This is a genomic window from Cyclobacterium sp. 1_MG-2023 (assembly GCF_030546805.1).
In the GTDB taxonomy this organism is placed as follows: Bacteria; Bacteroidota; Bacteroidia; order Cytophagales; family Cyclobacteriaceae; genus Cyclobacterium.
The window spans coordinates 82,509-94,207 of record NZ_JAUOPC010000004.1; the positions used below are offsets into that span (position 1 = coordinate 82,509).

Annotated in this window: 10 protein-coding genes; 7 read left to right on the top strand and 3 right to left on the bottom strand. The window is 38.8% G+C overall.

The window, feature by feature from the left end:
* Window positions 1–47 precede the first annotated feature (47 nt).
* Complete coding sequence (locus tag Q4534_RS07070) at window positions 48–671, top strand: histidine phosphatase family protein (protein ID WP_303612462.1); 624 nt, start codon at window positions 48–50, stop codon at window positions 669–671.
* Here Q4534_RS07070 and Q4534_RS07075 read toward each other — a convergent pair.
* The 3 genes from Q4534_RS07075 to Q4534_RS07085 all read right to left on the bottom strand — a co-directional run bounded on the left by Q4534_RS07075 (window position 666) and on the right by Q4534_RS07085 (window position 3,046).
* Window positions 666–1,076, bottom strand: a complete 411-nt coding sequence (locus Q4534_RS07075) for a hypothetical protein (RefSeq protein WP_303612463.1) — start codon at window positions 1,074–1,076, stop codon at window positions 666–668. The genes Q4534_RS07070 and Q4534_RS07075 overlap by 6 nt on opposite strands.
* Before the next feature lie 98 nt (window positions 1,077–1,174).
* Window positions 1,175–1,942, bottom strand: coding sequence for a zinc ribbon domain-containing protein (locus tag Q4534_RS07080; RefSeq protein WP_303612464.1), 768 nt, complete (start codon window positions 1,940–1,942; stop codon window positions 1,175–1,177).
* A gap of 3 nt (window positions 1,943–1,945) precedes the next feature.
* Window positions 1,946–3,046 (bottom strand): Nif3-like dinuclear metal center hexameric protein, encoded by a 1,101-nt coding sequence (locus tag Q4534_RS07085; RefSeq protein ID WP_303612465.1) that lies wholly within the window; start codon window positions 3,044–3,046, stop codon window positions 1,946–1,948.
* Window positions 3,047–3,090: 44 nt separating this feature from the next.
* Between Q4534_RS07085 and lpxK the strand changes: the two genes are divergently transcribed.
* The 6 genes from lpxK (at window position 3,091) to Q4534_RS07115 (ending at window position 11,627) form a co-directional block, all read left to right on the top strand.
* Window positions 3,091–4,161, top strand: coding sequence for a tetraacyldisaccharide 4'-kinase (gene lpxK, locus Q4534_RS07090; RefSeq protein WP_303612466.1), 1,071 nt, complete (start codon window positions 3,091–3,093; stop codon window positions 4,159–4,161).
* Entirely contained in the window at window positions 4,142–6,100 is a 1,959-nt protein-coding gene (locus Q4534_RS07095) for a putative porin (RefSeq protein WP_303612467.1), read from the top strand. Before lpxK ends, Q4534_RS07095 begins: the two co-directional genes overlap by 20 nt.
* Before the next feature lie 9 nt (window positions 6,101–6,109).
* Complete coding sequence (locus Q4534_RS07100) at window positions 6,110–6,721, top strand: tRNA-(ms[2]io[6]A)-hydroxylase (RefSeq protein ID WP_303612468.1); 612 nt, start codon at window positions 6,110–6,112, stop codon at window positions 6,719–6,721.
* A gap of 233 nt (window positions 6,722–6,954) precedes the next feature.
* Window positions 6,955–8,199, top strand: coding sequence for an ABC transporter permease (locus Q4534_RS07105; protein WP_303612469.1), 1,245 nt, complete (start codon window positions 6,955–6,957; stop codon window positions 8,197–8,199).
* Window positions 8,200–8,210: 11 nt separating this feature from the next.
* Complete coding sequence (locus tag Q4534_RS07110) at window positions 8,211–9,899, top strand: GMC oxidoreductase (RefSeq protein ID WP_303612470.1); 1,689 nt, start codon at window positions 8,211–8,213, stop codon at window positions 9,897–9,899.
* 138 nt (window positions 9,900–10,037) lie between these two features.
* Window positions 10,038–11,627, top strand: coding sequence for a sulfatase (locus Q4534_RS07115; protein ID WP_303612471.1), 1,590 nt, complete (start codon window positions 10,038–10,040; stop codon window positions 11,625–11,627).
* The last annotated feature ends 72 nt before the right edge of the window (window positions 11,628–11,699 follow it).

Here is an 11,699-nt window from a genome sequence, read left to right on the forward strand (position 1 = left end):
TGGGATAAAATTTTTTTCTTTGAACCTTGAACCAAAATTAAGGAATCTTGAGCACTAAAAAAATATATGTAGTAAGGCATGGGCAAACAGATTACAACCTGAAAGGAGTTGTGCAAGGTAGTGGCATCGATGCCCCTATTAATGCCACCGGTAAAAAACAAGCTGCTGCGTTTTATGAAAATTTTAAAAATGTACCTTTTGACCATATTTATCACTCCGGACTTATACGAACAAAGCAGTCTATTGCTCAATTCTTAAAGCCGGAAATTTACCAGGAACAGCTGTTGGATTTGAATGAGATATCTTGGGGGAATTATGAAGGCTTGCCTATGGACCAAGAGGAAAACCAATATTATGTAAATATGCTCCAAAGATGGTCTACCGGAGAGCTGGATTTTAAAATTGAGGGAGGGGAATCTCCAAAACAAGTGGCCATTAGATTAAAACGTGCTTTTGATCATATACTTAAAACCGGTGGAAAAAATATCCTTGTTTGTATGCATGGCAGGGCCATTAGGATATTAATGACCGTAGTGCTGGGTTATGATCTAAGGTATATGGATGTGTTCAGACATGAAAATCTCTGTTGCTATTTGTTGGAGGAAAGGGAAGATGGTAAGGTTTATTTGGACAGCTACCATCCTTCACCACTAACGATGAAAGAATTATAAGTTAAGCTTTATCAGAGGACTATTGACGTCCTCTTGGTTTTCTTTGGTCTCACTAAGGAGGGATTTGAAGTTCCTTTTACTCGCTTCCATATCAATGATCCTAAAAGCGATTTGTTCTAGAGGTAACTCTTTGTTGTCAGAAACTTTTATAATGGACTGACCCATATCACAGACTGTCCAGTCAGCAAATGGAACCGTTACAATTAATGCTGTCTCAGAGTTACCGGTGTAAAGTTTGGTTTCAAAAATACTGGAGATATTCAATTCCATGAGACCCAAACTGGCTTCATGGTGTGCTAGCTCAGCCCTATCAAAAATAATCAAGAAGGTTTTGTCCGATCTCTCTTTTCCAAAAGAAAGAACCCCGATCATACTGGCCAGAAAAAACAAAATTACCTTTTTCATAGATGCGTAATATATATAATATAGATTTACGAATCAACAGTGAAAATGGATTATGTCAAAAAAAAATCCGGAAACTTTATTTCCGGATTTTAATATTTTTATTTTTTGCTTCTTTTTCTTTTCGGTTTTGGCTCTTCGACGATTTCGTCTTCCACCCCTGCAAGAATTCTTCCACAATGTTCACAAACTATTATTTTTTTCCTTTCCCTGATCTCAGCTTGTCTTTGAGGGGGAACAATATTGAAACAACCTCCGCAAGCACCACGTTTCACCAATACTACGGCCAAACCGTTCTTTGCATTGACTCTAATTTTGTCGTAAGATTTGATCAATCGGTCTTCTACCTTTTTGGCAGCTTTCTCCCTGTCGTTCCTAAGCTTTTTCTCTTCGTTTTCGCTTTCAGAGACAATGGTATCCAGTTCCCCTTTCTTTTGATCAAGGTCTTTTTGCCTGTCTTTTAAGATTTCGTTAAGATCCGCGATATCTTTTTCCTTATTCTCAATTCTTACTTGAGTCTCGGTTATTTTCTTTTTGGATACTTGGATTTCTAGATCCTGCAATTCCAATTCTTTGGTGATTGCATCATACTCCCTGTTATTCCGAACATTCATTTGCTGATCTTGGTATTTTTTGATCAGTTTTTCGGAATCTTTTATGGCATCTTTATACTTTTTGATTTCATCCTCCATTGAGGATATATCAGTATTAAATTTGCTTAAACGGGTTTCGTATCCTATTATTTCATCCTCTAAATCCTGGACTTCCTCAGGAAGAGCTCCCCTCACCTTAAAAATTGCATCAAGACGGGAATCGATATTTTGTAAGTTGAGAATTGCTTCTAATTTCTGTGCGACTGGACTTTCCATGTACTATAGGTAACTTATAGGATTTGTAATTACATTTGTCAAATAGGTTGCAATATTACTAAATTTTCGTGACAATATATCTTTTAAAAGTTCTTTTGTATAAATTTCGCTTTCATAATGTCCTATGTCTGTCAATAGAATACTGTTTTCTGCATCAAAGAACTCATGGTACTTTATATCTGAGGTGATAAAAACATCGGCTCCGGATCTTTTGGCCTGATTTAAAAGAAATACCCCTGCACCCCCACAAACGGCTATTTTCTCTACTTTTTTGTTCGATATGGCGGTGTGTTTTAGCACCTTTAGGTTCATTGAGGACTTGAGATAAAACAAAAAATCTTTACCTTCCAATGGTTCGGGCAATCTTCCAATCATACCTGAACCTACATCCTGATTTTTATTTTCCAACACCTGGAGGTAATAAGCAACTTCCTCATAAGGATGGACATTTTTTAAGGTTTGGATGATCTTATGTTCCAGATGGCTTGGAAAAATTAATTCTACACGTGTTTCTTCCACAGAAGTCAATTTTCCTTTTTCGCCAATGGTTGGGTCTGCAGCTTCTTTGGGAAGAAAACTTCCTGTGCCCTCTGATTTAAAACTACAATTGGAGTAATTCCCAATATTTCCGGCACCAGCTTCAAATAATTCATTTAAAACGGCATCTTCCTCACCTTTGGGTATAAAGGTGGTTAGCTTGGTGACAATGCCTTTTTTAGGGGCTAGAATTTGAGGGTTTAACAAACCTATTTTTTCAGCTATCTTCCGATTAACCCCTTGGCTTACAGCATCTAGATTCGTATGGATTGCATAGATGGCGATGTCGTTTTTGATGGCGGCTATTACCGTTCGCTCAACATAGTTTTTACCTGTCAATTGCTTTAATCCTCCGAAAACAATAGGGTGGTGGGCAACAATAAGATTGCACTTTTTTTCAATTGCTTCCTGAACCACTTCCTCTGTCACATCAAGTGAACAAATGATGCCTTTTACTTCTGCCTGCGCATCACCAACAATTAATCCCGCATTGTCATAACTTTCCTGATAGGCTGTTGGTGCTAGGTTTTCCAGATAAGTTATGATATCCTTAATCAAATAAACCATATATTTGCTTTCGTTTTATTCTCAAAACTACAAAAAAAACACCAATGCGTTTTGTTGATTTTTTACTGTTTCCTTTTGCTCTAATCTATGATGGGGCCACTGCATTGAGAAACAGGATGTTTGACGTCGGCCTTAAAAAAAGTCAACCTTTCGAGGTGCCAACAATTGTAGTAGGAAATTTAGCTGTGGGGGGAACAGGTAAAACGCCTTTTGTTGAGTTTTTGCTCAACAGGCTTTCTGGTAAATTTCATTTGAGTGTTTTGAGTAGGGGCTATGGAAGGAAAACTCTTGGCTACAAATTGGCCACAGAAGATTGTTCTCCGGAAGAAATTGGTGATGAACCATTTCAGATTTATTCAAAATATAAAAACAAGGTTTGCGTTGCTGTAGGGGAAGAGAGAATCTTGGCCATCCCGATGATTCTTGCAGGAAACCCGGAAGTGGAGGCCATTGTACTTGATGATGCCTTTCAGCACAGGTACCTTTTGGCAGATCTCAATATAATGTTGACTACTTATCAAAGGCCCTTTTTCTCAGACTATCTTTTACCGGTGGGAAGATTGAGAGAAGGGAGAGTAAATATTAATAGGGCGGATATTATTGTGGTTACTAAATGTCCACAAAATTTATCAGAGCAAAAGAAGAACGATTACAAAACAAAAACCTCGGCCTACCTGAATTCAGCAAAGCCGATTTACTTTGCAGGGCTTAAATATGGCGAACCTTATACTTTGGTGAAAGAAGATGTGACGCTGAGAGACAATATTATTTTGGTGACAGGTATAGTAGATCCAGAACCTATTCGTTTAGCTTTAGAGGGCAAAGGCAAAAGAGTGCTTGAAATATTGGCTTTTCCAGATCATCATGCTTATAAAGCCCAGGATATGGAAAGGATCACAGAAATTTATAGGAAACATTCTGCGAAAAGCGTATCGATTTTGACTACAGAAAAAGATGCTGTAAAATTGAAGGACAATAAATTGTTAGAAATGATAAAGGGTATTCCTGTTTTTGTCCTGCCTGTGGAAATAGAAATGACATTAAATGAAGAAGAACAACTCTTAAATAGGGTTGAAAGCTTGATTATTAATAAAAATGCTGAAAGTGAAATTTAACCTGAAACTCTTCTTCGCACTTTTAGGAGTAACTTTTTTGTTATCGGCTCCGGTATTGGCTCAGCAACAAAGGCCCAATGCACCGCTTACGGAAGAAGAAAAGAATGAGAAGAGTGAAAATGCCATGAAATCAGGTTTACTTGATGATTCCACTAAAATGGTTTACGGTCCTAGAACTTCTCTTTATTACTATGAGAAATTTGTCAAAAACAATACATTTAAAAAACTGGAGCTGGATACCTCCCTTACGGGGTTTCATAATTATGAGGCGGTGGCCAATACCTGGTATAAATACCAAGACCTAGGCAATTTAGGAACTGCCGCCAGACCAGTTTTTTATGAGGTTCCCGTTCAAATTGGTAGAACCTCAGGCTTCCATGCATATGATTTATACCATAATTCACCTGACAGTATAAAGTATTATGATACCAAATCTCCCCATACCAAGATTGAAGCATTTTTTGGGGGAGGGAATCGCAATAAATTGGATGTAGGTTTTACCAGAAATATCAAACCCAATTGGAACGTTGGAATTGCTTATCATACCATTAGGGCTACCAAAACCCTAAACCCTACCACAAGAGATGACCACAACGTGGTCAATGATTCTTACGAAATCCATACCAATTACAAATCTGAAAATGGAAAGTATTTTTTGCTGGCCAATATTACCAGAATGAAACATAACGTTAATGAACAGGGTGGGATTATCCCTCCTGATGTTGACACCACCTCCCTTTATTTTACCTATGAAGATGCTAAGGTTTGGCTGAGTAATTCCCAAGCGGTTGACCTAAGACAGAATTACCACCTCTATCATGAATATGAGATATTAAAAGGTTGGCAAGCTTATCACATTTTTGATAAGGCAAAGCAGGCGGTCACCTTTGTTGCTGATTTAGAAACTTCTGATGCTGATTTTTTTAACGATAATCGATACAATTCTGATAATGAAGACAATCCCTACAGTATAGAAGAAACGACCAACAACCACAGTCATTTTTCGGAATGGAAAAATGAAGTAGGATTTAAAGGTGACTTTGGTCCTGTTTACTATAATGCATTCTTGAAATTCCGGACCGGTCGAATGGCGAGTCGTTTTTTTAACTCCAATAATTCCTTTAATGAATTGTCTCTTGGGGGAGCCTTGAGGGGTGAAATTAATGAAAATTGGATTTTTGAAGCTGAGGGAGAATACCTTATCCCTGATGGATACAGAGTAAAAGGATTGTTTAAATCTCCATATCTGGATGTTAGTTATACCAAGGCCCTATACAAGCCAAATATGATGCAACAGCAGTACAGTGGCAATCATTATAGGTGGGAAAATGATTTTTCAAGTACCGGTGTGGACCAAATTAAAGGGACACTAAAAGGGGATTTTAAAAATTATAGAATCAGGCCGAATATAACCATCAATAGAATTAACAATTATATTTTTTATAACCAAGAAATGGTGCCCGAACAAATTTCTTCAGAAGCTTTTATGGTGATTCCCGGATTAGAGTCTCATTTGGTTTTTGCTGGGAAATTTCACTGGCAATCGGAAGCTTATTATACCTTGATTACCGGGGAAGCAGCTGATAAATTCCGTATCCCGGAATTGTTTGTCAATACCAGGATATTCTTTGACGGGCCTTTATTCGATGATCACGTATATGTTCAACTGGGAATTGAAGGTCGATATAGAAGTGACAATTATGCACCCGCTTATATGCCGGCAACACAGCAATTTTACCTACAGGATAATTTTAATGTATATGCTTATCCCGTGGCCGATGCCTTTTTAAATTTTAGAATTAATAGAACGAGGGTATTGTTTAGGTACAACCATTTGAATGCCGGACAAATGTCTAATGACGGCTATTTTGTTACCCCAGATTTTACCGGATTGAAGGGTACATTGGACCTTGGTATAAGTTGGTATTTCTTTGATTAATTAGCAAATATGGACTGGCAAGAATCTACAAAAAATAAAATGTTAAGGTTGGAATTGCCCACCGACCCAAGATGGGTAGACATTGCAAGCATTAGTTTGGAAGCCATTTTAGTGGATCATGCTTATTGTGAACAAAAAGCAGCTTCTTCTTGCATCTCCCTGATCATTAAATTCCCGGAATTCGATGAAATGGTGGATGTGCTTTCCCTTGTGGTTGCAGAAGAATGGCAGCACTTTGAATCTGTAATGCAGCAAATTAGAAAGCGTGGATTTAAATTTGGTTTCCCTAGGAAGGACAATTATGTAGTTCAACTTCAGTCTTTTGTTCGCAAGGGAGGGAGTAGAAAAGACCAGGTGTCAGAGTTGCTATTGATGAATGCACTCATTGAAGCCCGGTCTTGTGAGCGTTTCAAACTGTTATCTAAAAACCTTGAGGATGAAGAGTTATCTGCTTTTTATCATGAGCTTATGATATCCGAAGCAGGGCATTATGTCAACTTTATCCAGTTGGCAAAAAAATATCAGGACCCTGAAAAGGTGGAACGGCGTTGGCAAGAGTGGTTAAACCATGAAAAGAACGTGATGAAAGACCTGGAGGTAAGGGGTGACCGAATGCATTAATGGCCAATAAGCTGGTTAAGTGTATTATTAACTGTATTCAATGATGGGGTTGGTCTTTGGTTTTGGTACTGCAATGCTCATAGTTTGTCCAGAGAATTGCTAAAAGAGATGGAAGGCTTGCCTTGTTAAAAACAATTAAAAATCTTTGATTTCTTTTTATGAAGTGTATTTATAGTTAATATTAATGTCAAAGACGGGAATAAAATTAATTATTGCCCACATACGGACAATCCATGAATTTGCTCGAAAATATAAGAGAGGCATTTAGATCAGTTAAATCTAATTTGCTGAGGACCATTCTAACAGGTTTGATCATTGCCATTGGTATCACCTCATTGGTGGGTATGTTAACGGCCATTGATGCCATGAAGGCCCAAATAGAGGACAGCTTATCCGGGTTTGGTGCCAATAATTTTGATGTTAGAAGCAAAGGTTTTTCAGGAGGCAGGGCAAGGTCCTCAGGCATTGCACCCAAAAATTATCCAAATATAACTTATAGGGAGGCCACTGAATTTAAAGAGAAGTACAATGAAAGAGGGGTCTCATCGATTACTACCTTTGTTTCCGGTTCTGCTGAAGTAAAGAAAGGGTCAAAGAAAACCAATCCCAACAGTCGAATAATTGGAGGTGATGAAAATTATTTTTTAATCAAAGGAGTGGCCATAGAAAAAGGTAGGAATTTCAGCAACGTGGAATTGTCATATGGAAATAATGTTTGTGTGATAGGAACTGAAATACAGCAAACACTTTTTGAAGATACAGAAGATCCGATCAATCAATACATCTCATTTTACGGAAGGCGATACACCATTGTGGGAATCATGGAAAAGCAAGGTGGTGTTGGTGGTGACTCGGGAGCAGATAGGGCCATAATTATACCCATTCTTAATGCAAGAAATCTAGATAGCAGAGGGAGTTTTCGCTATACCATTACCATTGCTGGGCAAGATCCTTTGAGGTTACAATATGTAATGGGGCAAGCGACAGGTATCATGCGGGCCATAAGAGAAGATGGTGTGGGTATGGAAGATTCATTTGAGGTGGTCAAATCTCAGACTTTAGGCGAAAGCCTTGAAGAAATTGCCGGGTACCTTAGGATTGGAGGATTTGGAATTGGCTTTATTACTTTATTGGGAGCTTCTATTGGCTTAATGAATATCATGCTTGTTTCTGTTACTGAAAGAACTCGAGAAATTGGGATTAGAAAAGCCATGGGGGCCACCCCGCTTCGGATTCGTCAACAATTTCTTATAGAAGCCATAGTAATTTGTGTCTTGGGAGGAATTCTAGGTGTGATCATGGGGATTGGGATCGGCAATATTGTAGGAAATACTGTAGGGCCAGGTGGTTTTCTTGTTCCTTGGGTGTGGATTATTTTTTCCTTTGTTGTTTGTATTGTGGTAGGTTTGGTCTCCGGGATTTTACCTGCTTACAAGGCCAGCAAGCTTGACCCCATAGAATCTCTCAGGTACGAATAAATGATTTAAGAATGAAAAGTAATACGTTTGATGCCATCGTTATTGGCTCAGGAATTAGCGGCGGTTGGGCAGCAAAAGAATTATGTGAGAAAGGGCTTAAAACCCTAGTACTGGAAAGAGGAAGAAATGTAAGACACAAGGAAGATTACCCAACCATGCATACCCCACCCTGGGAATTTCCATTGCGGGGTCGATTGTCTCTCAAGCTTAAACAAGAGAACCCTATTGTTTCCAGATGTTATGCCTTTAAAGACGATGCAGATCATTTTTTTGTAAAGGATAACGAACACCCCTACATTCAAGACAAACCTTTTGACTGGATTCGAGGATATCAAGTTGGGGGTAAATCTTTACTTTGGGCCAGGCAGGTTCAGAGATGGAGTAAATACGATTTTGAGGGCCCCGGAAGAGATGGGTTTGCGGTTGACTGGCCTATACGGTATGAAGACATAGCACCCTGGTACAGTTATGTAGAGCATTTTATTGGTGTGAGTGGCAATAAAGATGGATTGGATACTTTGCCTGACGGGGAGTTTTTACCTCCTTGGGAAATGAATAAGGTGGAAAAAACAATTCAGGAAAAAGTAAATGCAGCCTATTCGGATAGGAAATTTGTTATAGGCAGGTGTGCTCATCTCACCAAGCCGGCAGCGCATCACCAAGCTCAAGGTAGAGGTCAGTGCATGGCAAGAAGTTTGTGCCAAAGGGGCTGCCCTTTTGGTGCATATTTTAGTTCAAATTCCTCCACTTTGCCTGCTGCAGAAGCTACCGGAAATCTTACCATCAAACCTCATGCAGTGGTTCATTCAATCATTTATGATGATGCCAAAAGTAAAGTGACAGGGGTAAGGGTAATAAATGCTGAAACAATGGAAACCACCGAGTATTATGCCAAGGTTGTTTTTGTAAATGCTTCAGCATTAAACTCCAACCTTATTTTACTTAATTCAAAATCCAAAAGATTTCCCAATGGCTTGGGGAATGACAATGGGCTCCTTGGGACACATATAGCCTTTCACAACTACCGGGGAACTCTTTCAGCAAAGATGGATGGATTTATGGATGACTATTATTATGGCCGCAGACCCACAGCCATCATGATGCCCAACTTTAGAAATGTAAAGAAACAAGAAATGGATTTTCTGAGGGGATATATGACCTTTTATTCCGCAGGAAGAGGAGGTTGGGGTAATGCAAGAAATGAAGCCTTCGGTCCCGGATTTAAAGAAGCCAACTCAGAAGCAGGGCCTTGGAGAGTTTTCATGATGATGCAAGGGGAAACAATTCCTAAGCCTGAAAACAGGGTATACCTGGATGATGAGTTGAAAGATAAATGGGGCATGCCTCAACTAAGAGTGGATGTTGGGTATGACAAAAATGATGATTTGTCTGTTAAAGATTTTTTGAATCAAGGGGCAGAAATGCTTGAAAAAGCAGGCTGCAAGGATATCAAACAAAATGACAGTGACCGGGCACCGGGGCTGGATATTCATGAAATGGGAGGGGTTAGAATGGGTAAAGATCCGGAGACATCCTTGCTGGGAAAATACCATCAAATGCATGCCTGTCCAAATGTGTATGTTACTGATGGGGCCTCCATGACTTCTACAGGAACCCAAAATCCAAGTCTGACTTATATGGCTTTTACAGCCAGGGCAGTGGATCATGCCGTCAAAGCGCTAAAAAGAAAAGATTTATAATAAATGTTCGGTTGGTCAAAAATGGCCGATAGTATTATTTGATGGAAATCGGATAATTTATGATTTACAAAAAATTAAATTTAATTAGTTAACTTACGGTTTAATTTTCTTTTTAACTAGCCTAATAAACAAAAAAATATGAAAAGAATACTGCTACTAAGCTTATTTCTGGCCGTAGGTGCCGGCTTTATGGCTTGTAATCCGGAAGAAACGAAGGAAGAAACAAGACCAAATATTATCTTTATCATGAGTGATGACCATGCCTATCAAGCCATCAGTGCTTATGGTCATGGATTGAATGAAACGCCAAACATCGATAGGATAGCTAATGAGGGAGCCATTTTTCATAGAGCTACAGTAACCAATTCAATATGTGCCCCCAGTAGAGCCGTAATGCTGACTGGAAAGCATAGCTTTATCAATGGAAAGGTTGATAATATCCAGCCATTTGATTGGAACCAAGATAATTTCCCTAAGTTGCTTCAAGCCAATGGTTACCAAACAGCCATGATTGGTAAGATACATATGGATGGTCTGCCACAAGGTTTTGATTTTTCTATGGTACTTCCCGGCCAAGGGCATTATTATAACCCCGATTTCCTTATTAATGGGGAGAAAAAACGCATAGAAGGCTATTGTACTGATATTATAACAGATGCCGCTTTAAACTGGTTAAAGAATGACAGAAAAGAGGAAGAGCCATTTCTATTGCTTTACCATCAAAAAGCACCACATAGAAACTGGAAGCCTGCACAGAAATATTTGACTTTATATGATGATGTAACCTTTGACCCTCCGGCAAATTTCTTTGATGATTACGAAGGTAGAGGAACAGCGGCCAAGACGCAAGAAATGGAGATTGATGGCCATGCGCGATGGGGCCATGATTTCAAGTTTCAATTTGACCCTACCAATGGAGATACCACTTGGTTGGTAAATCAGTTGAAGCGATTGAATCCGGAACAGTTAGCAGACTGGCTGGCAGCTTATGAACCTAAAAACAAAGCCATGCGTGAGGCAAATCTCAGTGGTAAGGAATTGGCCTTGTGGAAATACAACCGATATATTAAGGATTACCTTAGGACAATCAAATCTGTTGATGATGGAGTTGGTGAATTATTGGATTACCTAAAAGAGACCGGATTGGATGAAAATACTATTGTGGTGTATACTTCTGATCAGGGTTTTTACTTGGGTGAGCATGGCTGGTTTGACAAGAGATTTATGTATGAAGAATCTTTTAGAACACCCTTGTTAATGAAATACCCCAAGGAAATTAAAGCAGGAAGTAGTTTTGATCAATTGGTGCAAAACCTTGATTTTGCCCCTACCTTTTTAGATTATGCCGGAGTAGACATACCTGAGGAAATCCAGGGTGAATCTTTTAGAGATGTGGTCTCGGGAAAAACAGATGAGTTTAGAGATGCTGTTTATTATACCTACTATGAATACCCCGCTGAACACATGGTGAAGAGGCATTATGGGGTGTCTACAAAACGTTATAAACTTATCCATTTTTACTATGATATTGATGAATGGGAATTGTATGATTTGGAAAAAGATCCTATGGAAATGCAAAGTGTGTACGATGACCCAGCATATGCTGAAGTTCAAAAAATGATGCATGAAAAATTAGAAGAGGTTAGAAAGAAATATGGAGATAGTGATGAATTAAACAAGCATTATTTGGATGCTTATTTGGAGCATCGTGCCAAAAGAAACAGGTAATTTATGGAGTAAATTCTTCTTGTAACTAATTCAAAGTAAACCCTGTGAAAACCGAAATTGAAAAGGTATGGA

Bases quoted from the DNA above. Each gene is read 5' to 3' on its own strand.
- Q4534_RS07085 (WP_303612465.1), bottom strand. From the start codon at position 3,046: ATGGTTTATTTGATTAAGGATATCATAACTTATCTGGAAAACCTAGCA.
- Q4534_RS07105 (WP_303612469.1), top strand. From the start codon at position 6,955: ATGAATTTGCTCGAAAATATAAGAGAGGCATTTAGATCAGTTAAATCT.
- lpxK (WP_303612466.1), top strand. From the start codon at position 3,091: ATGCGTTTTGTTGATTTTTTACTGTTTCCTTTTGCTCTAATCTATGAT.
- Q4534_RS07100 (WP_303612468.1), top strand. From the start codon at position 6,110: ATGGACTGGCAAGAATCTACAAAAAATAAAATGTTAAGGTTGGAATTG.
- Q4534_RS07110 (WP_303612470.1), top strand. From the start codon at position 8,211: ATGAAAAGTAATACGTTTGATGCCATCGTTATTGGCTCAGGAATTAGC.
- Q4534_RS07080 (WP_303612464.1), bottom strand. From the start codon at position 1,942: ATGGAAAGTCCAGTCGCACAGAAATTAGAAGCAATTCTCAACTTACAA.
- Q4534_RS07115 (WP_303612471.1), top strand. From the start codon at position 10,038: ATGAAAAGAATACTGCTACTAAGCTTATTTCTGGCCGTAGGTGCCGGC.
- Q4534_RS07075 (WP_303612463.1), bottom strand. From the start codon at position 1,076: ATGAAAAAGGTAATTTTGTTTTTTCTGGCCAGTATGATCGGGGTTCTT.
- Q4534_RS07095 (WP_303612467.1), top strand. From the start codon at position 4,142: ATGCTGAAAGTGAAATTTAACCTGAAACTCTTCTTCGCACTTTTAGGA.